Origin of the sequence: Ulvibacter litoralis (genome assembly GCF_900102055.1) — a bacterium.
GTDB lineage: Bacteria > Bacteroidota > Bacteroidia > Flavobacteriales > Flavobacteriaceae > Ulvibacter > Ulvibacter litoralis.
Map to the genome: position 1 here is coordinate 45,216 of NZ_FNBA01000001.1, position 21,896 is coordinate 67,111.

29 protein-coding genes are annotated in these 21,896 nt (G+C 36.6%); 9 read left to right on the forward strand and 20 right to left on the reverse strand.

Going from position 1 to position 21,896, the window contains the following annotated elements; translation table 11 throughout:
• Window positions 1–19: 19 nt before the first annotated feature.
• The gene (gene ctlX, locus BLQ00_RS00225) at window positions 20–952 is read right to left on the reverse strand and encodes a citrulline utilization hydrolase CtlX (RefSeq protein WP_093141820.1); all 933 of its coding nucleotides are present in this window, start codon (window positions 950–952) and stop codon (window positions 20–22) included.
• 321 nt (window positions 953–1,273) lie between these two features.
• On the opposite strand from ctlX, the gene hisG reads away from it, so the two are divergent.
• The 9 genes from hisG to BLQ00_RS00270 are packed head-to-tail and all read left to right on the forward strand — an operon-like array spanning window position 1,274 to window position 8,671.
• Window positions 1,274–2,131: an ATP phosphoribosyltransferase gene (hisG, locus tag BLQ00_RS00230; protein ID WP_093139265.1), complete on the forward strand. Its 858-nt coding sequence runs from the start codon at window positions 1,274–1,276 to the stop codon at window positions 2,129–2,131.
• The gene (gene hisD, locus BLQ00_RS00235; RefSeq protein WP_093139267.1) at window positions 2,131–3,420 is read left to right on the forward strand and encodes a histidinol dehydrogenase; all 1,290 of its coding nucleotides are present in this window, start codon (window positions 2,131–2,133) and stop codon (window positions 3,418–3,420) included. Before hisG ends, hisD begins: the two co-directional genes overlap by 1 nt.
• Window positions 3,413–4,444 (forward strand): histidinol-phosphate transaminase, encoded by a 1,032-nt coding sequence (gene hisC, locus BLQ00_RS00240; protein ID WP_093139268.1) that lies wholly within the window; start codon window positions 3,413–3,415, stop codon window positions 4,442–4,444. Before hisD ends, hisC begins: the two co-directional genes overlap by 8 nt.
• Complete coding sequence (hisB, locus tag BLQ00_RS00245; RefSeq protein ID WP_093139270.1) at window positions 4,441–5,532, forward strand: bifunctional histidinol-phosphatase/imidazoleglycerol-phosphate dehydratase HisB; 1,092 nt, start codon at window positions 4,441–4,443, stop codon at window positions 5,530–5,532. Before hisC ends, hisB begins: the two co-directional genes overlap by 4 nt.
• On the forward strand, window positions 5,529–6,107 hold the full coding sequence (hisH, locus tag BLQ00_RS00250) for an imidazole glycerol phosphate synthase subunit HisH (protein ID WP_093139272.1): 579 nt from the start codon (window positions 5,529–5,531) through the stop codon (window positions 6,105–6,107). The genes hisB and hisH overlap by 4 nt, the downstream gene beginning before the upstream one ends.
• Window positions 6,104–6,817 carry a 1-(5-phosphoribosyl)-5-[(5-phosphoribosylamino)methylideneamino]imidazole-4-carboxamide isomerase gene (hisA, locus tag BLQ00_RS00255; protein ID WP_093139273.1) on the forward strand — a complete coding sequence of 238 codons (714 nt, stop codon included), beginning with the start codon at window positions 6,104–6,106 and terminating at the stop codon, window positions 6,815–6,817. The genes hisH and hisA overlap by 4 nt, the downstream gene beginning before the upstream one ends.
• Entirely contained in the window at window positions 6,811–7,569 is a 759-nt protein-coding gene (gene hisF / locus BLQ00_RS00260; RefSeq protein ID WP_093139275.1) for an imidazole glycerol phosphate synthase subunit HisF, read from the forward strand. Before hisA ends, hisF begins: the two co-directional genes overlap by 7 nt.
• 11 nt (window positions 7,570–7,580) lie before the next feature.
• Window positions 7,581–8,168: a bifunctional phosphoribosyl-AMP cyclohydrolase/phosphoribosyl-ATP diphosphatase HisIE gene (hisIE, locus tag BLQ00_RS00265; protein WP_093139276.1), complete on the forward strand. Its 588-nt coding sequence runs from the start codon at window positions 7,581–7,583 to the stop codon at window positions 8,166–8,168.
• 53 nt (window positions 8,169–8,221) lie between these two features.
• Window positions 8,222–8,671: a thioredoxin family protein gene (locus BLQ00_RS00270; protein ID WP_093139278.1), complete on the forward strand. Its 450-nt coding sequence runs from the start codon at window positions 8,222–8,224 to the stop codon at window positions 8,669–8,671.
• Here BLQ00_RS00270 and BLQ00_RS00275 read toward each other — a convergent pair.
• The 19 genes from BLQ00_RS00275 to rpsH all read right to left on the reverse strand — a co-directional run bounded on the left by BLQ00_RS00275 (window position 8,668) and on the right by rpsH (window position 21,857).
• Entirely contained in the window at window positions 8,668–9,486 is an 819-nt protein-coding gene (locus BLQ00_RS00275) for a transporter (protein ID WP_093139279.1), read from the reverse strand. The genes BLQ00_RS00270 and BLQ00_RS00275 overlap by 4 nt on opposite strands.
• 52 nt (window positions 9,487–9,538) lie before the next feature.
• Window positions 9,539–10,453 (reverse strand): dimethylarginine dimethylaminohydrolase family protein, encoded by a 915-nt coding sequence (locus BLQ00_RS00280; RefSeq protein WP_093139281.1) that lies wholly within the window; start codon window positions 10,451–10,453, stop codon window positions 9,539–9,541.
• 62 nt (window positions 10,454–10,515) lie between these two features.
• The gene (locus BLQ00_RS00285) at window positions 10,516–11,802 is read right to left on the reverse strand and encodes a citrate synthase (protein WP_093139282.1); all 1,287 of its coding nucleotides are present in this window, start codon (window positions 11,800–11,802) and stop codon (window positions 10,516–10,518) included.
• Between the two features lie 176 nt (window positions 11,803–11,978).
• Window positions 11,979–13,271: a phosphopyruvate hydratase gene (eno, locus tag BLQ00_RS00290; protein WP_093139284.1), complete on the reverse strand. Its 1,293-nt coding sequence runs from the start codon at window positions 13,269–13,271 to the stop codon at window positions 11,979–11,981.
• Window positions 13,268–14,389 (reverse strand): glutamine-hydrolyzing carbamoyl-phosphate synthase small subunit, encoded by a 1,122-nt coding sequence (gene carA, locus BLQ00_RS00295; RefSeq protein WP_093139285.1) that lies wholly within the window; start codon window positions 14,387–14,389, stop codon window positions 13,268–13,270. The genes eno and carA overlap by 4 nt, the downstream gene beginning before the upstream one ends.
• A gap of 171 nt (window positions 14,390–14,560) precedes the next feature.
• Window positions 14,561–15,034 (reverse strand): 50S ribosomal protein L17, encoded by a 474-nt coding sequence (gene rplQ / locus BLQ00_RS00300; RefSeq protein WP_093139287.1) that lies wholly within the window; start codon window positions 15,032–15,034, stop codon window positions 14,561–14,563.
• Between the two features lie 66 nt (window positions 15,035–15,100).
• Window positions 15,101–16,093, reverse strand: coding sequence for a DNA-directed RNA polymerase subunit alpha (locus tag BLQ00_RS00305; RefSeq protein WP_093139288.1), 993 nt, complete (start codon window positions 16,091–16,093; stop codon window positions 15,101–15,103).
• 21 nt (window positions 16,094–16,114) lie between these two features.
• Window positions 16,115–16,720: a 30S ribosomal protein S4 gene (gene rpsD, locus BLQ00_RS00310; protein WP_093139290.1), complete on the reverse strand. Its 606-nt coding sequence runs from the start codon at window positions 16,718–16,720 to the stop codon at window positions 16,115–16,117.
• Window positions 16,721–16,858: 138 nt separating this feature from the next.
• A complete protein-coding gene (gene rpsK, locus BLQ00_RS00315) occupies window positions 16,859–17,269 on the reverse strand; it encodes a 30S ribosomal protein S11 (protein WP_093139291.1) in 411 nt (136 codons plus the stop codon).
• Window positions 17,270–17,278: 9 nt separating this feature from the next.
• On the reverse strand, window positions 17,279–17,653 hold the full coding sequence (gene rpsM, locus BLQ00_RS00320) for a 30S ribosomal protein S13 (protein WP_093139293.1): 375 nt from the start codon (window positions 17,651–17,653) through the stop codon (window positions 17,279–17,281).
• Window positions 17,654–17,656: 3 nt separating this feature from the next.
• Complete coding sequence (gene ykgO, locus BLQ00_RS00325) at window positions 17,657–17,773, reverse strand: type B 50S ribosomal protein L36 (protein ID WP_009779203.1); 117 nt, start codon at window positions 17,771–17,773, stop codon at window positions 17,657–17,659.
• Window positions 17,774–17,776: 3 nt separating this feature from the next.
• Window positions 17,777–17,992, reverse strand: a complete 216-nt coding sequence (gene infA / locus BLQ00_RS00330; protein ID WP_068763107.1) for a translation initiation factor IF-1 — start codon at window positions 17,990–17,992, stop codon at window positions 17,777–17,779.
• 2 nt (window positions 17,993–17,994) lie between these two features.
• Window positions 17,995–19,338, reverse strand: a complete 1,344-nt coding sequence (gene secY, locus BLQ00_RS00335) for a preprotein translocase subunit SecY (RefSeq protein WP_093139294.1) — start codon at window positions 19,336–19,338, stop codon at window positions 17,995–17,997.
• Between the two features lie 13 nt (window positions 19,339–19,351).
• On the reverse strand, window positions 19,352–19,804 hold the full coding sequence (rplO, locus tag BLQ00_RS00340; RefSeq protein ID WP_093139296.1) for a 50S ribosomal protein L15: 453 nt from the start codon (window positions 19,802–19,804) through the stop codon (window positions 19,352–19,354).
• Between the two features lie 10 nt (window positions 19,805–19,814).
• On the reverse strand, window positions 19,815–19,994 hold the full coding sequence (rpmD, locus tag BLQ00_RS00345; RefSeq protein ID WP_093139297.1) for a 50S ribosomal protein L30: 180 nt from the start codon (window positions 19,992–19,994) through the stop codon (window positions 19,815–19,817).
• 4 nt (window positions 19,995–19,998) lie between these two features.
• Window positions 19,999–20,523: a 30S ribosomal protein S5 gene (rpsE, locus tag BLQ00_RS00350; protein WP_093139299.1), complete on the reverse strand. Its 525-nt coding sequence runs from the start codon at window positions 20,521–20,523 to the stop codon at window positions 19,999–20,001.
• A 6-nt stretch (window positions 20,524–20,529) separates the two neighbouring features.
• The gene (gene rplR, locus BLQ00_RS00355; RefSeq protein ID WP_093139301.1) at window positions 20,530–20,886 is read right to left on the reverse strand and encodes a 50S ribosomal protein L18; all 357 of its coding nucleotides are present in this window, start codon (window positions 20,884–20,886) and stop codon (window positions 20,530–20,532) included.
• Window positions 20,887–20,897: 11 nt separating this feature from the next.
• The gene (gene rplF, locus BLQ00_RS00360; RefSeq protein WP_093139302.1) at window positions 20,898–21,440 is read right to left on the reverse strand and encodes a 50S ribosomal protein L6; all 543 of its coding nucleotides are present in this window, start codon (window positions 21,438–21,440) and stop codon (window positions 20,898–20,900) included.
• Window positions 21,441–21,455: 15 nt separating this feature from the next.
• A complete protein-coding gene (rpsH, locus tag BLQ00_RS00365) occupies window positions 21,456–21,857 on the reverse strand; it encodes a 30S ribosomal protein S8 (protein WP_093141823.1) in 402 nt (133 codons plus the stop codon).
• Window positions 21,858–21,896: the final 39 nt, after the last annotated feature.

Genomic DNA, 21,896 nt, shown 5'->3' on the forward strand with positions numbered 1-21,896 from the left:
CCTTTAAAGATACTTAAAATTAGCTTCTAGGAAGAAAAACTTCAGCCATCATACAACGAGCACTTCCGCCACCACAGGTTTCAATTGTTTCAAGGTCGCTACTTAAAATTTCGCAGTGTTTTTCAATCGCAGCAATTTGATCAGGCTTTAAACTTTTATGCGCAGCAAGACTCATTACCATATATCGTTTATCATCCGCTCCTTTTACTTGCAACATATTCCCTGCAAACTGATGCATTTGTGCTTCGGTGATTCTAATAATTTCTTTTCCATCTTCTTTTAAATGCTGAACTACATTTTTCTTCTCTCGCTTGTCGTCAATAGTATCCAAACAAATCACAGCAAAATTTTCAGCCAAAGCCATCATTACATTGGTATGGTAAATAGGCAATCGCTCTCCGTTTACCGTTTGGTTCGCTGTGAAAATAACAGGATGGTAATCAAAATCTTCACAAAATTCGATAAGCAAATCATCATCAGCACGAGCCGATAACGCACAATACGCTTTTTGATGAACGCGATCTAGCAACAAACTTCCCGTACCTTCCAGAAAAACGCCTTCATCTTCAGCACTGGTATAATCCATATAGCCTTCAATTAAAAAGCCTTCACTTTCCAAACGATCCATCACCTCTTCACGACGCTCTCTACGTCTGTTTTCAGCAAACATAGGATACAATCCAACAGTACCATTCGCATGAAAACTCACCCAATTATTCGGAAAAATAGAATCTGGAGTATCCATTTTTAAATCATCATTTTCAACAATAACGTTCACCCCAACCGCACGTAATTTTGCAACAAAAGCATCAAATTCTTCCTGTGCTTTTGCGTTAATCACACTGTTTTTAAGATCTATATCTTCTTGAAAATAATTATTTACTGCAGTTTCTTCGTTCATACGGAACGCCACTGGACGAATCATTAAAATGGTATTGGTAATTTGCTCCATATATCCCATCGTTGCGATCAACGGTTGTATTAAATTAAAATTGATTTTTTGTAGTCCGCAAAAATACATTTTTTTTAAGCTGGCAATGATAGTTATACAATTTTCTTCATAAAAATTAGGGCAACTAAAAAAAAGGAAGTAGTTTTGCATCAGATTATAAACATCATGAACACACAATTACATCATCATCATTCTCATATTTGCTCTCAGGCGAACAGGAAATGATATATGTAATCTAAAAATATTTCAAAACCCGTCTGAGTAATCAGACGGGTTTTTTGTTTATAGCTCTTTCGGTTACTCAGATTAAAATCTAAAAAAATGAGTATCCTAAAAATTGCGATTCAAAAAAGCGGACGTTTACACGAAGATTCTTTAAAACTGCTGAAAGATTGCGGTATAAAAGTTGAAAATGGTAAAGACCAACTAAAAGTAAGTGTCCCAAACTTTCCGATGGAAGTATTATACCTTCGGAATTCTGATATCCCACAATACTTAGAAGATGGCGTAGTTGATATTGCAATTGTTGGTGAAAATTTACTTATTGAAAAACAGAAAAAAGTAGCCGTTGTTAGCAAACTAGGTTTTTCAAAGTGTAATGTTTCATTAGCTGTCCCTAAAGAAGTTGATGACAATTCTCTTTCCTATTTTGAAGGTAAAAAAATTGCAACATCCTACCCTAATACACTAAACACGTTTTTAAAAGCAAATAACATCTCTTCAGAAATTCATGTTATTTCAGGTTCGGTCGAAATTGCTCCAAACATAGGACTGGCAGATGGTATTTGTGATATTGTAAGTTCAGGAAGCACACTTTTTAAAAACGGACTCCGAGAAACACAAGTGATTTTACAATCTCAAGCGGTATTGGCACAATCCCTACTTCTATCTTCGGAAAAACAACAAATCCTTGACAAGCTTGTATTTCGAATGGAAGCAGTATTACGCGCAAAAAACACAAAGTACATTTTAATGAATGTTCCCAATGATAAAATTGCAGAAGTAAGCGCTATCCTTCCCGTATTAAAAAGTCCAACCCTTCTCCCTTTAGCACAAGAAGGTTGGAGCTCGCTACACAGTGTGATTGACGACAGCACCTTTTGGAATGTCATTGACGAATTGAAAGATGCAGGTGCAGAAGGAATTCTAATTGTTCCAATCGATAAAATGGTACTGTAATGAAAAAAGTTGAAAACCCACCTAAAGAAGCCTGGTTAGCATTGACAAAACGACCACAGTTTGAACAAGAAGAACTCACCAAACTGGTTCAGTTTATTCTGAATGATGTAAAGCGAAACAAAGACAAAGCAATATTTAAATACACCGAAAAGTTCGACAAAGTAGCGTTACAAGAACTGTTTGTTTCTACTTCGGAAATTGATACGGCCATGACTTCTGTTTCTGAATCATTAAAACAAGCCATTAATATCGCAAAGGCAAATATTGAAAAATTCCACGCGTCACAAAACTCGGTTGAAGCTGTCATAGAAACGACTGAAGGCGTATCGTGTTGGAGAAAAAACGTAGGTATAGATAAAGTAGGCCTATACATCCCCGGAGGTTCTGCGCCACTTTTTTCAACTATTTTAATGTTGGGAATTCCAGCTAAATTAGCGGGTTGCAAAGAAATTATTCTCTGCACACCTCCCAATAAAGAAGGAAACATTCACCCAGCCATTTTGTATGCCGCAAACCTAGTGGGCATTACTAAAATATTCAAAGTTGGAGGTGCGCAAGCCATTGCCGCGATGGCGTATGGTACAGAAACGATTCCACAAGTGTATAAAATATTCGGTCCCGGAAATCAATTTGTGACCAAGGCGAAAGAGCTAATTCAGCAAGATGGAACTGCTATCGACATGCCTGCAGGTCCAAGTGAAGTGTTGGTAATAGCCGATACTAGTGGAATCCCAAGTTTTATCGCTTCCGATTTGTTATCGCAAGCAGAGCACGGCGCCGATAGCCAAGTAATTTTAGTTTCAAACGATGCTGCTATTTTAGAACAATCACTTTCCGAAGTACAAAAACAACTGGAAGTATTGCCTCGAAAAGAAATTGCTCAAAAAGCATTAGAAAACAGCAAAGCCATATTACTTCGTTCGGTAGAAGAGTGTTTTGAATTTAGCAATCAATACGCGCCAGAACATTTAATTATTGCTTCGGAAAATGCTTCAGATTATGCAGCACTCGTTCAAAATGCAGGGTCCGTATTTTTAGGGAACTACAGCTGTGAAAGCGCAGGCGATTATGCCAGTGGCACCAATCATACCTTACCCACTAATGGATACGCAAAAAACCACAGTGGTGTTTCGTTGGAAAGCTTTCAGAAAAAAATCACCTTTCAGAAACTCACAAAACAAGGTTTACAGAACATCGGCCCCGCGATAGAGATCATGGCAGAAGCTGAAGAATTACAAGCTCACAAAAACGCAGTTACTATTCGTTTAAACTCTTTGAAAAATGTTTAATTTACAATCAATTGTCCGCAATAACATTCAGGCGTTACTTCCCTACTCTAGCGCTCGCGATGAGTTCAAGGGTACTTCTGGCGTGTTTTTGGATGCGAATGAAAATCCATTTGGAACCTTAAACCGGTATCCCGATCCGTATCAAACGGACTTAAAATCAAAAATTGCCAGTTTGAAAAATGTTCGTTCAGAGCAGATTTTTATTGGTAATGGAAGTGATGAAGTAATCGATTTGGCGTTTCGTATTTTTTGTCAGCCGCGTGAAGACAAAGCATTGACCTTTTCGCCCACCTACGGAATGTACGACGTATCGGCAGCGATTAACGAAGTGTCATTAACAAAAATACCATTAACCGATTCCTTCCAAATTGATAGTGATGCGGTGCTTCCTCTTCTGAAAGATTCGTTTTTAAAAATCATATTTATTTGCTCGCCCAACAATCCAACAGGAAACACCCTCAGCAAAAACGCAATTGAAACCATTCTAAAAAATTTCAACGGAATTGTCATCATCGATGAAGCCTATATTGATTTTAGTCCTTCCGAATCATGGCTACGAAAGCTGAATGATTATCCGAATTTGATGGTATGTCAAACCTTCAGTAAAGCCTGGGGACTTGCAGCCGCACGTGTTGGAATGGCGTTTGCTTCCGAAGAAATTATTCGCCTTTTAAACAAAGTGAAGCCACCGTATAACGTAAGTGAACTGAATCAGAAAGCAGCGTTGGAAGCAGTATCAAATACAGCACAGTTTCAGAAGAACCTTGAACAAATCAAAACGCAAAAAGAGGCACTTCAAACAGCTTTACAGGAATTAAAACTAGTCGTGAAAGTATATCCTTCCGAAGCAAATTTTCTGCTTGTAGAAGTGATAAACGCAACTAAAATTTATTCAGACTTAGTAACACAAAAAATAATTACACGAAATCGGAACAGTCTCGTTGCAAACTGTATTCGTATTTCTGTGGGAACGCCTTCAGAAAATAAAAAACTACTCACCGCCTTAAAAAATATTGAATCATGAAAAAAGTATTGTTTATAGATCGCGACGGAACACTCGTTATTGAGCCACCTGTAGATTATCAATTGGACAGCTTGGAGAAGTTAGAATTTTATCCTGGTGTGTTTCAAGCCATGGCTAAAATTGCCACACAATTGGATTACGAATTGGTACTTGTTACAAATCAAGATGGTTTAGGCACCGATTCTTTTCCCGAAGACACCTTTTGGCCTGCGCAGAACAAAATGATTCAGGCATTTAAAAATGAAGGTGTTGAATTTTCAGATATTCTTATCGACAGAAGCTTTCCCGAAGACAATGCGCCTACGCGAAAACCTAGAACAGGATTGCTTCAAAAGTATATTTATGGAGACTACGATTTGGCAAATTCGTATGTCATTGGCGATCGAAAAACGGATATTGAACTGGCTAAAAACTTGAATTGCAAAGGTATTTTCATAGGAAACGAAGCTGTTGAAGGCGCCGAATTATCGACAACAAGCTGGGCTGAAATTGTTTCTTATTTGGTATCAAAACCACGTGTTGCAAAGGTAGTTCGTAAAACAAATGAAACCGACATTGCCATTGAAGTAAATCTGGATGGAACGGGGAAAAGCAGTATTTCAACCGGAATTGGCTTTTTTGATCATATGTTAGAACAAATTTCAAAACATGGAAACATCGATGTAAACATTGCTGTAAAAGGCGATTTAGAAATTGATGAACATCACACCATTGAAGACGTTGCTTTGGCCTTAGGAGAAGCCTTTTTAAAAGCATTAGGTTCTAAAAAAGGAATTGAACGCTATGGTTTTTTATTGCCAATGGACGATTGTTTGGCACAGGTAGCCATCGATTTTGGCGGACGCCCTTGGTTGGTTTGGGAGGCCGAATTTAAAAGAGAAATGATTGGAGAAATGCCTTCGGAAATGTTTATGCACTTTTTTAAATCGTTTAGCGACACCGCAAAATGTAATCTAAACATGAAAATGGAAGGCGATAACGAACACCACAAAATAGAAGCGCTTTTCAAAGGTTTTGCCAAAGCAATTAAAATGGCGGTGAAAAAAACAGACAATTATTCAATTCCAAGTACCAAAGGAACCTTATGATAGCCATTATAAAATACAATGCCGGAAATGTACGGTCGGTTCAAAATGCACTGACCAAGCTAGGCTACGAATCTGTGATTACCGACAACCGAGAAACAATTCTTTCTGCGGATAAAGTGATTTTTCCAGGTGTGGGCGAGGCAAGTTCGGCCATGAACTATTTGAAAGAAAAAGGACTCGACAAAACGATTTTAGACATTAAAAAACCAATGTTGGGTATTTGCTTAGGTTTGCAACTAATGTGCAATTATTCGGAAGAAGGAGACACTGATTGTTTAGGAATTTTTAAAGCTTCAGTGAAAAAATTCCCACCTAACGACACTGTTCCGCACATGGGATGGAATAATTTTTCGAGTACAAGCGGTGTTTTATGTCAAGGCATAACCGATACCCAAGATGTCTATTACGTGCATAGTTATTATGCTGAAGTAACGGAAAACACCACAGCTATATGCAATTATATTGTTCCGTTTAGCGCTTCGATGCGAAAAAATAATTTTTACGCTACGCAGTTTCACCCAGAAAAATCGGCAGGTATTGGAACACGAATTTTACAAAACTTTTTAGAATTATGAGAATTATCCCAGCGATAGATATTATTGACGGTAAGTGTGTGCGCCTCTCCAAAGGAGATTATAGCACTCAAAAAACATACAACGAAAACCCTTTGGAAGTTGCCAAACAATTTGAAGATAGCGGCATTGAGTTCTTACACTTGGTCGATTTGGACGGTGCAAAGTCGAAACACATTGTAAATTATAAAGTGTTAGAAACGATTGCAACTAATACCAACTTAAAAATTGATTTTGGCGGCGGTTTAAAATCGGATGAAGATGTTGCTATTGCGTTTGAATCGGGTGCCAGTCAAATTACGGGCGGAAGTATTGCGGTTAGTAATCCGACGCTATTTCTTAAATGGTTGGAGCGCTTCGGAAAGGAACGCGTTATTTTAGGAGCAGATTGTAACAACCGAAAAATTGCTACCCACGGATGGTTGAAAAGTTCAGAACTGGATGTTATTGAATTTATCAATGACTTTGAAGCAAAAGGGATTCAGAGTGTGATTTGTACCGATATTTCTAAAGATGGAATGCTACAAGGAGCTTCCAATGAGTTGTACAAAGAGATTATTGCCAACAGTACGGTACATTTAATTGCCAGTGGCGGTGTGTCTTCGATGAAGGATTTAGAAGATTTGATAGAAATAGGATGCGAAGGTGCGATTCTTGGAAAAGCTATTTATGAAGGAAACATTACCCTTAAAGAACTTGAGAAATTATGCTAAAGAAACGAATTATTCCGTGCTTGGATATCATGAATGGCAGAACGGTTAAGGGAATTAACTTTGTAGGCATTAAAGATGCTGGCGATCCTATTGAATTGGCTAAAAAATATGTCCAAGAAGGAGCCGACGAATTGGTTTTTCTAGACATTACAGCTACGATTGAGAATAGAACAACTCTGCTTCAGTTGGTAGAAAGAATAGCTTCAGAAATAAACATTCCGTTTACGGTGGGTGGCGGTATAAACACTGTAGAGGACGTTTCCAATCTTCTAAATGCTGGAGCAGACAAAGTGAGTGTAAACTCTTCCGCAGTAAAAAATCCAAGCTTAATTACCGATATTGCAACTACGTTTGGGAGTCAGTGCTTGGTAGTCGCTATTGACACTAAATTTGAAGCAGACGAATGGAAGGTTTTTGTACATGGAGGACGAACGCCTACAGAGCTTACAACGGTGCAATGGGCACAACAAGTGGAAGCGCTAGGTGCAGGTGAAATTTTACTCACTTCGATGAATAATGATGGTACAAAAGGAGGATTTGCTTTAGATATCACGAACCAAGTAAGCACTGCGATTAACATTCCTGTTATTGCTTCGGGTGGCGCTGGAACAAAAAAACACTTTACCGAGGTGTTTGAGCAAACCAAAGCAACGGGTGCCTTAGCGGCTAGTATATTTCACTACGGTGAAATTCCAATACCTGAATTAAAAGAATATTTACACACAAAAAACGTAGCTGTTAGGCTTACATAAAATATAAAATGATGAATTTAGATTTCAGAAAAGGCAATGGATTAATCCCAGTGATTGTTCAAAACGACACCACACTGCAAGTATTAATGTTAGGTTATATGGATGAGGCAGCCTACGAAAAAACAATTACGGAAAAGAAGGTTACTTTTTTTAGTAGAAGTAAAAACAGACTGTGGACCAAAGGAGAAGAGTCTGGTAATTTCTTATTTGTGAAAGACATCAAAATTGACTGTGATAGAGATACTATTTTAATTCAGGCAACACCAAATGGACCTACGTGTCATACTGGATCTACGACTTGTTTTAAAGATGAAACCGCAAAAGGGTTTGTGTATGAATTGCAAGATGTAATTGCAACAAAAATTGATACGGACGATGCCGAATCCTATACCAATTCATTATACAAAAGAGGGATTAATAAAGTAGCCCAAAAAGTTGGTGAAGAAGCGGTAGAATTGGTTATAGAAGCTAAGGATGACAACATAGACTTGTTTAAAAGTGAAGCAGCCGATTTATTATACCACTATTTAATACTACTGAAAGCGAAAAATGTAAGCCTAGAAAGTATTGAAGCTGTTTTAAAAGAAAGAGCAAAATAGAATCTTATAAAAGCGTATTTTTACTGAAAGCGCATTCCTTTATATATCCATTTATGAAAACAATAAACAACGGTTTCTTAATTTTTATACTTTGCTTTTTTTCAATGTTTACTATCGTTGCTCAAGAATGGCAACATGATTTTGAAACTGCGAAGAAAGTAGCTTCGGAAGAGAACAAACCTATTATTCTTGTTTTCCAAGGATCTGATTGGTGTGCGCCTTGTGTGTTATTAGACAAAGAAGTGTTTCAGACCGAAACCTTCAGTTTATATGCTAAAGACCATTTTGTAATGATTGAAGCAGATTTTCCGAAGAAACCTGAAAACGCACTATCTGAAGCTTTAAAAAAACACAACTATGAATTACTCAACACCTACAACACCAGAGGGATTTTTCCATTTGTAGTTGTATTAGATTCCGAAGGGAAGGTACTGGGCGAAACTGGATATTTTAATGCAACTCCAAGTGAATACATTTTACACTTAGAATCGTTTAAAGGCTAATTGCGTTCTTTTTTCTTGATGTTATACACCACGCCAACACCGTAGCCTTGTCCTTGGAAGGTATTACGCCCTGCTAAGGTGTACGATAGATTTATAAAGGCCCCAAAGTTTTCAGAAAAAGAAGTGTACACAGAACCTCCTACTTTATGATAGTCGGATCCAAACTCTTTAAAGTTTTGTGGCGCAGGAGTTCCTAAATAATCAATTCCCCCAAAAGAGTGCTGATAGTCATAATAAAAGTCATAGTACCACTTCGCCATTGCTTTTCCAACCTTCAGTGTCGCAGGAATGCTATTTGGAGTTTCTTCTAGTTTTAAAGAGTATCCACTTTGTACCGTTGCAAACCATCCTGTTTTCCAAAAGTAATGTGCCAATGCTCTTCCTTCAAAAACGGTAGCTTGTTGCCCGATATCATTTAAACCACCAATATCGTAATCGCTTACAGGAGTAGAAAATCCAGCTCCTAGGGTTACTTGAAAACTACCACTTTCGGTGTTTTTTTGATAGATAAGATGCTTCAGAAAAATTGAAATGTCTTGTAAACCGTTATTTTTATTACTGGACAAGTATGGAAGTGCAACAGCTACATCTAAGTTATCTGTTATTCCGTAGGCGCCATAAAGGTTAACGTAGTACAAACTCTTACTAATATCTGTTTTTTCGGTGCCTGCAAAGTAGTTTTTACCATCTTCAAAACCGAGTCCGACAACAGCTGTGGCATTTCCTTTTCCGCGATAAAATCCGTCGATTTTACCTTGTGAAAAAGCTTCAGAAAAAAATAAACTAAAAATTACTAGTAATACTATAGGTTTCATAGGGTGGTTTTATGGTTATTCAATAAGACGAACCCTATTTCTATTCCTTACATTAATCTCGAATTAAAGGCATCGTTGTACAACGAAGTAGTCCTTCTTGTTTGGCTATTTCAGCATACGGAACTTCTTCAACCGTAAATCCTTGCGAACGCAACCATGTATTTAGGCGTGTAAAGTTTCTTTCTGAAATAATTACTTCAGGAGAAATAGAAAAAATATTGCTATTCATATTGTACATTTCTTCTTTCGTAATATGGAAGCAGTTATCTTTTCCGAAGAAATTAACCAACCATTCATACTCCTCTTCAATTAGAAATCCTTCTTTATGAATAATGGCTTTGCCTGTTCCAATCGGTTGAAAACAACAGTCTAAATGAAGTGCGTTATCTTGTGCGACAGTATTTGATTTTCGCAAATTGAATGATTTCACTTTTTTATGTGGAAATAATTTCTGAAGGTGCGCTACTGCCTTCATATTGGTTCTAGCAGTAATAAAACTTGGATAGTCCTCACCGTAATAAGTCCCCACAAAGATATAGTCTCCCCAAGGCATTACGTCTCCTCCTTCAATATGGGCTTCTTCAGGAAACTCTATGATTTTTGAAGGGTCTATTTGATCAATAACATGGTGCAAAGCATCAATTTCTTTCGAACGATCTTCTAAGATGTTTGCTTTTATAAATTTATCTTCAATAACAAAAGCGATATCTCGTGAGAAAATTTGATTGTAATCTTTAATCTCATCAGGACGATATACTGTTACGTCGTACTTTTTAAAAACCTCAAACACGGCATCCATCTCTTTCACCATATCCTCATCTTTAGGATAGGTTCCAGCCTTAATATGTTCTGCCGATTTTGGGTCGTACGCATCTTCAAGTGCAGGAACGGGTCCGTTACTATTTGCTAACCCTAACACCACTGCTCTTAAGCGAGAGGTTTCATTAGTAATGTTTAATTTGATCATATTACAAATATAAAAAAAGCACCCGCCAAAGACGGATGCTAGTAAACTATTTAAATGAACGATTAACGCTCTTCTGTTTCTTTAAAAGGGCGAAGGTTTTCACCAATATATACTTGCCTTGGTCTTCCAATTGGCTCTTTGCGTAAACGCATCTCTCTCCATTGTGCGATCCAACCTGGTAAACGACCTAATGCAAACATTGGCGTAAACATTTCGACTGGAATCCCTAAAGCTCTATAAATAATCCCTGAGTAGAAATCTACGTTAGGGTATAATTTTCTATCAACGAAATATTGATCTTCTAAGGCTTCTTTTTCAAGAGCAATTGCAATGTCTAACACTGGATCATCAATTCCTAGGTCATTAAGAACTTCATCTGCTGCTTTCTTAATTATTTTCGCTCTTGGATCAAAGTTTTTATATACTCTATGTCCAAAGCCCATTAATCTAAATGGATCATTTTTGTCTTTGGCTTTTGCCATAAACTTTTTCGTATCGCCACCATCTTCTTTGATTGCTTCTAACATTTCGATTACCGCTTGATTAGCACCACCGTGAAGTGGGCCCCATAATGCTGCAATACCTGCTGAAATAGAAACAAATAATCCTGCGTGAGATGAACCAACCATACGTACTGTAGAAGTAGAACAGTTTTGTTCGTGATCTGCGTGTAAGATTAATAACTTATCAAAAGCGGCTACAATATCCTTTTTAGGAACATAGTTACTATTAGGCTTCTTAAACATCATTTTTAAGAAGTTTTCTACGTATCCTAGAGAAGCATCTCCATATTCTAATGGAAGGCCAACTCTTTTTCTATATGCCCAAGCCGTAAGCACTGGAAATTTAGCCAGAATTCGTACAATTGCGTTGTACATTTCTTCTTCACTATCTACATTTACTGAAGATGGATTAAAAGCGACCAACGCTGAAGTTAATGACGATAGCACTCCCATTGGATGGGCAGACTTTGGAAATCCGTCAAGAATTTTCTTAACATCTTCATCAACGTGCGATTGCGCCTTAATATCTTCATGAAACTTAGACAACTGATCTTTTGTTGGTAACTCTCCAAAAATAAGCAAGTACGCTACTTCTAGGAAGTCAGCTTTATCAGCCAGCTCTTCGATAGAATACCCACGGTAACGTAAGATTCCTTCTTCACCATTCAAAAAAGTAATAGCACTTTCACAAGAGCCTGTATTTTTATATCCTGGATCGATCGTTGTTACACCTCCAGTGATAGCTCGAAGTGTTTTTATATCTAAGGCAACTTCCTTTTCAGTTCCTTCTATTAAAGGAAATTCATACTTTTTACCATCGATTTCGAGCGTTGCTGTTTTTGACATATACTATTGTTGTTTTTAATAAATTTCAGAATGGCTAAGTTACGAAATATTGTGTGATTTTTTAACACTTCGGAAGAATCCTAAGGTTAAAAAATCCTTAAATATCATACCCCTATAAATTATTTTTATAGTGCGCCATTTTTTTCTTTGTAGCGTTCTTTTCAGAATAAATAAAACTATTGCTGAACCTTGAATGCTTTTGTTTTTGGATAATAGGCAACTTCTGCTAATTGCTCCTCAATACGCAACAACTGATTGTATTTTGCCATACGATCACTTCTTGATGCCGAACCTGTTTTAATTTGCCCGCAATTAAGTGCTACCGCTAAATCTGCTATGGTATTATCTTCCGTTTCACCACTTCTATGAGACATTACTGAAGTATATCCAGCATTGTGCGCCATATTTACTGCGGCAATAGTTTCAGTTAGTGTTCCTATTTGATTTACTTTCACTAAAATTGAATTCGCAGTATTTTCATTTATTCCTCTTGAAAGTCTTTCAACATTCGTTACAAACAAATCGTCTCCTACTAATTGAACTTTTTTTCCAATTTTTTCAGTTAAGTATCTCCAACCTTCCCAATCATTTTCATCCATTCCATCTTCAATAGAGATAATTGGATACTTTTCTGAAAGTTCAGCTAAATAATCAGCTTGTTCTTTCGATGTTCTTACTTTTCCTGTATCTCCTTCAAACTTTGTATAATCGTATTTGCCATCAACATAAAATTCTGCCGCGGCACAATCTAAAGCAATCATTACATCATCACCTAACGTGTAGCCTGCTTTTTTAACTGCTATTGCAATTGTATCTAAAGCATCTTCTGTTCCGTCTAACGTTGGTGCAAAACCACCTTCATCACCAACAGCAGTGCTCAAACCACGATCGTGAAGTACTTTTTTAAGGTTGTGAAAAATTTCACTTCCCATCTGCATTGCGTGTGTAAAAGAATTTGCTTTTACTGGCATTACCATAAACTCTTGAAATGCAATAGGAGCATCACTATGAGAACCTCCATTAATAATGTTCATCATAGGTACTGGCAGTGTTTTAGCACTTACACCACCTATGTAACGATACAATGGTAATCCCAATTCGTTCGCTGCTGCTTTTGAAGCCGCTAACGAAACTCCTAAAATTGCATTAGCACCTAATTTTGATTTGTTTGGAGTTCCGTCCAAATCAATCATTATTTTATCTATTAACGCTTGTTCAAAAACATCGACACCTAATAACGTTCCCGCAATTTTTCCGTTTACATTTTCTACAGCTGTTAATACTCCTTTTCCCATATAAGCATCACCACCGTCACGTAATTCGACAGCTTCATGTTCACCTGTTGAAGCTCCTGAAGGAACTGCAGCACGTCCTATAAAACCGTTTTCGGTAATTACATCAACTTCAATTGTTGGATTCCCTCTTGAGTCAAATATTTGTCTTGCATGGATGTCTATGATAATACTCATACGGCTTGTGGTTTATGATTTTTAATGGATTCTATAAATTGATCGAATAAATACGATGCGTCGTGTGGTCCTGGACTTGCTTCAGGATGGTATTGTACTGAAAATACAGGTTTGCTCTTCATTTGAATTCCAGCAACTGTATGATCGTTTAAATGAATATGTGTGATTTCAACATCACTATGTGCTTCTGTTTCTTCTCTGTTGATAGCGAAACCATGATTTTGAGATGTAATCTCTCCTTTTCCTGTTAATAGGTTTTTAATGGGATGATTAATACCTCTATGGCCGTGGTGCATTTTAAACGTTGAAATTCCATTTGCTAATGCAATTACTTGGTGCCCTAAACAGATTCCAAATAATGGATTTTCACTTTCTATGATTTGTTTTGCAGTTGCAATAGCAGCTGTTAATGGTTCTGGATCACCTGGACCATTTGAAAGAAAATAACCATCTGGTTGAAAGGCTTTCAATTCTGAAAATGTTGCGTTGTACGGAAACACTTTAATATAGCAGTCTCTTTCAGCAAGATTTCGAAGTATGTTTTTCTTGATTCCTATGTCTAAAGCTGAAATTTTATACGTAGCGTTTTCATTTCCGAAGAAATAAGGCTCTTTTGTAGACACTTTGCTTGCCAACTCAAGACCCTTCATACTCGGTACGTCATTTAGTTGCTCTTTAAGGGCATCTAAATTATCCACTTCCGTAGTAATAACAGCATTCATAGCGCCATTATCGCGAATATAATTTACCAATGCGCGAGTGTCAACATCACTAATAGCTAACAAGTTGTTATCTGATAGAAAATTTTCAAGGGTATCTGTTGCGGCGGCACGAGATTGATGGTAGCTAAAATTGCGGCAAATAAGTCCAGAAATCTTAATGCTTTCCGACTCTACTTCTTCTAAATTGGTCCCATAATTACCAATGTGTGCATTGGTGGTAACCATTAATTGTCCAAAATAAGATGGGTCTGTAAAAATTTCTTGGTAACCAGTCATCCCAGTGTTGAAACAAACTTCTCCAAAGGCTGATCCTTCTTTTCCACCTACAGCTTTTCCATGAAAAATGGTGCCATCGGCTAATAAAATAAGTGCTTTTTTTCTGTTCTGATACTTCATAAAATCGAAATGTTTTGCAAAAATACTTTAAATGATGGAGGTTTACAATTAAGGAGTTATAACTTTTAAAAAAAATAAAATCCTTACTGAACCTTCTTTGATTATTGGGTATAAAAAAAGGGATAAACAGTAACTGCTTATCCCTTTTGAATTTTATAAACGATGAATCATTTATTCTTCTTCTTTAGTTGCTTTAGTTGCTACTGGAGCAGCTGTTTTAGCATCACCACCACGACGACTACGACGTGTTGATTTCTTCTTAGTTGTTTTACCAGCGTTGTAAATCTCGTTAAAATCAACTAATTCGATCATTGCCATATCAGCATTATCTCCTAAACGATTTCCTAACTTGATGATACGTGTGTATCCTCCTGGTCGGTCACCTACTTTAGTAGCCACTTCTCTGAACAATTCTGCAACAGCTTCTTTTTGACGCAATCTAGCCATTACAATACGACGGTTGTGCGTAGTGTCTTCTTTAGATTTTGTAATCATCGGCTCTACAAATTGTTTTAAAGCTTTTGCTTTTGCAACAGTAGTGTTTATTCTTTTATGTTCAATTAGGGAACAAGCCATATTAGCAAGCATTGACTTCCTATGTGCTGTTTTTCTACCTAAGTGATTTACTTTTTTTCCGTGTCTCATGACATTTTGTTTTAATCATCATCTTGCTACCAAATCAGCAATTAGCTGAGAGCAAAATATGATGTATTAATCTTTATCTAATTTATATTTTGCTAAATCCATTCCGAAGTTTAGACCCTTTACGTTTACAAGCTCTTCCAATTCAGTAAGAGATTTTTTTCCGAAGTTCCTAAATTTCATTAGATCATTTTTGTTGAAAGATACTAAGTCACCTAATGTATCTACTTCAGCAGCTTTTAAACAATTTAGAGCACGAACCGAAAGATCCATATCTACTAATTTTGTTTTAAGCAACTGACGCATGTGCAATGATTCTTCATCGTATGTTTCAGTTTGAGCAATTTCATCAGCTTCTAATGTAATACGCTCGTCACTAAATAACATAAAGTGATGAATTAAGGTTTTAGCAGCTTCTGTTAAAGCATCCTTAGGATTGATTGAACCATCTGTAATGATTTCAAAAACTAATTTTTCATAATCAGTTTTTTGCTCTACACGGAAATTTTCAATGCTATACTTAACATTTTTAATTGGTGTGTAAATTGAATCAGTAAAGATAGTACCAAGTGGTGCGTTTGCTTTCTTATTTTCTTCAGCAGGAACATACCCTCTACCTTTTTCGATAGTAATTTCGAAATTAAGGTTTACTTTACTATCCATATTACAAATAACTAAATCTGGATTTAGTACTTGGAATCCAGAAATATATTTCTGAAAATCACCAGCTGTCAATTGATTTCCTCCGTTTAAAGAAATAGTAACAGTTTCGTTATCAATTTCATCAATCTGTCTTTTAAAACGAACTTGTTTTAAATTTAAGATGATCTCTGTAACGTCTTCTACTACTCCTGCAATTGTTGAAAACTCGTGGTCAACACCTTCGATTCGAACCGAAGTAATTGCAAATCCTTCTAATGAAGAAAGTAATACTCGTCTTAATGCGTTACCAACTGTTAATCCGTAACCTGGTTCCAAAGGGCGAAATTCAAATTTCCCCTCGAAATCGGTTGAATTAATCATGATAACTTTGTCAGGCTTTTGAAAACTAAATACTGCCATAGTGTGACTCGTGTGTTTTTATTATTTAGAATATAATTCGACGATAAACTGCTCGTTTATGTTCTCTGGAATTTGAATACGTTGTGGAATAGAAACGTATGTTCCTTCCATTTTTTCTCCGTTCCAAGAAATCCATTCATAAACATTGTTAGCATTGCTTAACGAAGATTGAATAGCTTCAAGAGATTTTGATTTCTCTCTAACTCCCACTACATCTCCAGCCTGTAACTGGTAAGATGGAATGTTTACTTTTTCACCATTTACAGTGATATGACGGTGAGAAACAAGTTGTCTTGCACCCGATCTACTTGGAGAAATCCCCATACGGTATACAACGTTGTCAAGTCTTGACTCACATAATTGTAACAATACTTGTCCTGTAATTCCAGGAGCAGCAGTTGCTTTTTTAAACATGTTTCTGAATTGACGCTCTAATACACCATAAGTATATTTTGCTTTTTGCTTTTCAGCTAATTGGATTGCGTATTCAGATTTTTTTCCACGACGGCGGTTGTTCCCGTGTTGCCCTGGAGGGTAATTTCTTTTTTCGAATGATTTGTCATCTCCGAAAATAGCTTCGCCAAATTTACGTGCTATTTTAGTTTTTGGACCAGTATATCTTGCCATTTCTAAATTGATTTTGAAGGAAAAACTAAATTAAGGTCTTACGTTAATCCTCTAGTTCTTGTACCCTTCGAGTTGATATTTATTAAATAATTATAATAGATAAAGACGTTGCAGTTGCAACGTCTTTATTATTTCGTGTTATACACGTCTTCTTTTAGGTGGTCTACATCCGTTATGTGGCATTGGAGTAACGTCGATAATTTCGGTTACTTCAATTCCTGAATTATGGATAGAACGAATTGCAGATTCTCTACCGTTACCTGGACCTTTTACGTAAACTTTTACTTTACGTAAACCTGCCTCGTGAGCAACTTTAGCACAATCCTCTGCTGCTAATTGAGCAGCGTAAGGAGTATTCTTTTTAGAACCTCTAAATCCCATTTTACCAGCAGAAGACCAAGAGATAACATCTCCAGCCTTGTTGCTTAATGATATAATAATGTTGTTAAAAGAAGCTGTTACGTGAGCTGCTCCAACTGATTCAACATTAACTTTACGTTTTTTAGTAGTCTTGGTACCTTTAGCACCTTTTCCTGTAGCCTTTGCCATATCTCTAGGTTATTTAGTTGCTTTCTTTTTGTTAGCAACTGTTTTACGCTTTCCTTTTCTTGTTCTTGAGTTATTCTTAGTACGTTGCCCTCTTAATGGAAGACCAACTCTATGACGAATTCCTCTATAACAACCAATATCCATTAAACGTTTAATGCTTAATTGAATTTCACTACGTAATTCACCTTCAATTTTGAAAGATCCAACAGCTTCACGAATAGCTCCGATTTCATCATCGTTCCATTCACTTACTTTTTTGTCTTCGCTAACTCCGGCTTTACCTAAAATTTCTTGTGCACGGCTTCTACCGATTCCAAAAATATACGTTAACGCGATTACACCCCTTTTTTGTTTAGGAATATCTACACCTGCGATTCTTGCCATAACTTATCCTTGTCTTTGTTTGAACTTTGGGTTCTTTTTATTAATTACATACAATCTGCCTTTTCTGCGAACTATCTTGCAGTCGGCACTTCTCTTTTTAACGGATGCTCTAACTTTCATTACTTAGTATCTATACGTTATGCGAGCCTTCGATAAATCGTAAGGACTCATTTCTAATTTAACTTTATCTCCGGGTAATAACTTAATGTAGTGCATACGCATTTTACCCGATATATGCGCGGTTACTATATGACCATTCTCCAATTCTACACGGAACATTGCATTAGACAATGCTTCTACGATGCTCCCATCTTGTTCGATTGCTGATTGTTTTGCCATAATTACGCTACTGCTTTTCTATTTTTTCCTGACTTCATTAAACCATCATAGTGACGATTTAATAAGTAAGAGTTTACTTGTTGCATTGTGTCAATTGCTACACCTACCATAATTAACAGAGATGTACCACCATAAAATAAAGCCCAACCTTGTTGGATTCCTAATAACTTAACAACGAAAGCAGGGAAAATTGCTATCAACGCTAAGAATACAGATCCCGGAAGTGTAATTTGAGACATTATTCTATCTAAATATTCTGCTGTATCTGTACCTGGTTTAATTCCTGGTATAAATCCACCACTACGCTTAAGATCATCTGCCATTTTATTGGTAGGAACCGTAATCGCGGTGTAAAAGTACGTAAATACTATGATTAAAAGTGCAAAAACTATATTATACCACAAACCAAATATATCGCTAAAGGTTGCTTGCATAGTTTGAGCCCAATCACTACTAGATAAACTAGCTACTGCAGAGGGAACAAACATAATAGCTTGTGCAAAGATAATTGGCATAACTCCAGAAGCATTAAGCTTTAAAGGAATGAATTGTCTTGCTCCAAATATATTTTTCTCATACTCTCCTGATGCAGTTCTTCTAGCATACTGAACAGGTATTTTACGAACTGCCATTACTAACATTATAGAAAGTAAGATAATCACAAACCATATAACCAATTCAATAAGAATCATAATTAAACCTCCATTAGATTCAAATACTCTAGAAGCAAATTCTTGAGCAAATGATAATGGTAAGTTAGCAATAATACCTACCATAATTAATATAGAGATACCATTTCCGATTCCTTTATCAGTAATTTTTTCACCTAACCACATTGCAAATACACAACCTGTAACTAAAATAATAACTGAAGAGATGTAAAACATAGCCCCTTGACCCATTATAAAGGCTTCAGCTGGAACTCCCAATGCTGAAAGACCTGCCAAATAAGACGGTGCTTGAACCAAACAAATACCAATTGTTAACCAACGAGTAATCTGATTGATTTTCTTTCTTCCACTTTCTCCTTCTTTTTGTAATTTCTGAAGATAGGGAACTGCAATTTGCATTAACTGAACAACAATAGATGCCGAGATGTATGGCATAATTCCAAGAGCAAATACAGATGCTTTTGAAAAAGCCCCTCCTGTAAATGCATCAAGCAAACTACCAATTCCACCACCAGCAAAATTACCAGAGAAACCTGCTAACATTGAAGCATCTATACTAGGCAGTGTTACTTGTGCACCAAAGCGGTACACTAATAATAATCCCAAGGTAAGGATGATCCGATTTCTCAGTTCCTCTATTTTCCAAACATTTTTTATGGTATCAATAAATTTCATCCTCAATCTATTATTACATTGTTATTACTTCACCACCAGCTGCTTCAATTGCTTTCTGTGCTGTGGCAGTAAACTTGTGTGCAGATACTTTTATTTTTGCCTTTAATTCTCCTCTTCCTAAAATCTTCACCATCTCATGTTTGCGAGCAAGACCTAAACTAACAATAGTTTCAAAGTCAATAGTATCATTTATCTTTTTGTCGTCTACTAATTCTTGAAGTTTATCAAGATTAATTCCTTGATATTCTTTACGATTAATATTTGTGAAACCAAACTTAGGCACACGACGTTGAAGAGGCATTTGTCCACCTTCAAAACCAAGTTTCTTGGAATATCCAGAACGAGACTTAGCTCCTTTGTGTCCACGAGTGGCAGTACCACCTTTACCTGAACCTTGTCCACGACCTACGCGTTTCCCTTGGTTTTTAACCGAACCTTCTGCGGGTTTTAAGCTACTTAAATCCATTGCGTTTATCTTAAACGGTTTCCATAGAAACCAAATGTTTAACTTTATTTACCATACCAAGGATACTTGGTGTGCCTTCATGCTCTACAACTTGACCTATCTTACGAAGACCTAAAGCTTCAAGCGTTCTCTTTTGGGTTTGTGTGCGATTAATAGCACTTTTCACCTTTGTTACTTTGATTTTTGCCATCTTCTTATCCTTTAAACAATTTTTCCAAAGAAATTCCTCTTTGATCTGCAACTGTCTGAGCGCTTCGTAATTGTAATAAAGCGTCAAATGTTGCTTTTACCACGTTATGTGGATTTGAAGAACCTTGCGATTTAGACAATACATCGTGAACTCCTACTGCTTCCAATACGGCACGAACTGCACCACCGGCGATTACCCCGGTACCAGGAGCTGCTGGTAAAAGATTTACTCTTGCACCACCAAATTTTCCTTTTTGCTCATGTGGAAGTGAAGCTTTATGCAATGGAATACGCACTAAGTTTTTCTTAGCATCTTCAATTGCCTTAGCAATTGCGCTCGCTACATCTTTAGACTTTCCAAGTCCGTGACCTACTACTCCATTCTCGTCTCCTACAACTACAATAGCTGAAAATCCGAAGGCTCTACCCCCTTTTGTTACTTTAGTAACACGTTGTACACCTACTAAACGATCTTTTAATTCAAGTCCGCCAGGTTTTACTAATTCTACGTTTTTATAATCTTGATACATACTTACTTAGAATTTAAGGCCACCTTCGCGTGCACCTTCAGCTAATGATTTGATTCTTCCGTGATATAGGTAACCTCCTCTGTCAAAAGAAATTGCATCTACTCCAGCTTTTACAGCTTTTTCAGCAATTGCTTTACCTACTAATTTCGCCGCTTCTACTTTGTTAACTTTTGAAGCGTCAATGTCTTTGTCTCTTGAAGATGCAGCGGTAATGGTTTTCCCACTTACATCGTCAATAAGTTGCGCATAAATCTCTTTATTGCTTCGGAAAACTGCTAAACGTGGTCGTTGTGCAGTTCCAGAAATTGTCTTACGTATTCTAAAACGTAAACGATTTCTTCTATCTGTTTTTGATAATGCCATAACTTTATATCTTATGCAGATTTACCTGCTTTTCTTCTAATTTGTTCACCTACAAACCTAACTCCTTTTCCTTTGTAAGGTTCTGGCTTACGGAATCCGCGAATTTTTGCAGCTACCTGTCCAACGAGTTGTTTATCAAATGATGTTAATTTTACAATTGGATTCTTTCCTTTTTCAGAAATAGTTTCCACTACTACTTCAGGAGCAATATCTAGCACAATATTGTGAGAGAAACCTAAAGCTAAATCTAATTTTTGGCCTTGATTACTTGCACGATATCCTACTCCAACTAATTCTAGTTGTTTTGTCCATCCGTTTGAAACACCTTCAATCATATTATTAACTAAAGATCTATACAAACCATGTTTTGCTCTATGGTCTTTAAAGTCTGAAGATCTTTCAACTATTACTTGATTTTCTTCAACTTTCACTGTAACATCAGAAAACTCCTGTGTTAACTCTCCTAATTTTCCTTTTACAGTAATTACGTTGTCTTTAACATCAACTGTAACTCCTGCTGGAATTGCTACCGGGTTTTTACCTATTCTTGACATTTCTTTTGTCTTTTTTTAGTATACGTAACACAATATCTCACCACCTACTTTTTGTTCTCTAGCTTGCTTGCTTGTCATTACTCCATGAGAAGTTGAAACAATAGCGATACCCAAACCGTTTAAAACACGAGGAAGTTCTGTAGAACCTGCATATTTACGTAAACCTGGTTTACTAATTCTTTGAATCTTCTTGATAACTGGATCTTTAGTCAGTTTATCATATTTCAAGGCGATTTTAATAGAACCTTGATAACCTTTATCGTCATCAAACTTATAACTTAAAATATACCCTTGATCAAAAAGGATCTTTGTGATCTCTTTTTTTAAATTTGAAGCCGGAATTTCGACTACACGGTGTCCTGCTTTCACAGCATTTCTAACTCTCGTTAGATAATCCGAAATTGGATCTGTATTCATATATAGAAATTTGCGGAAGTGGTTTTCAATAACAATCGA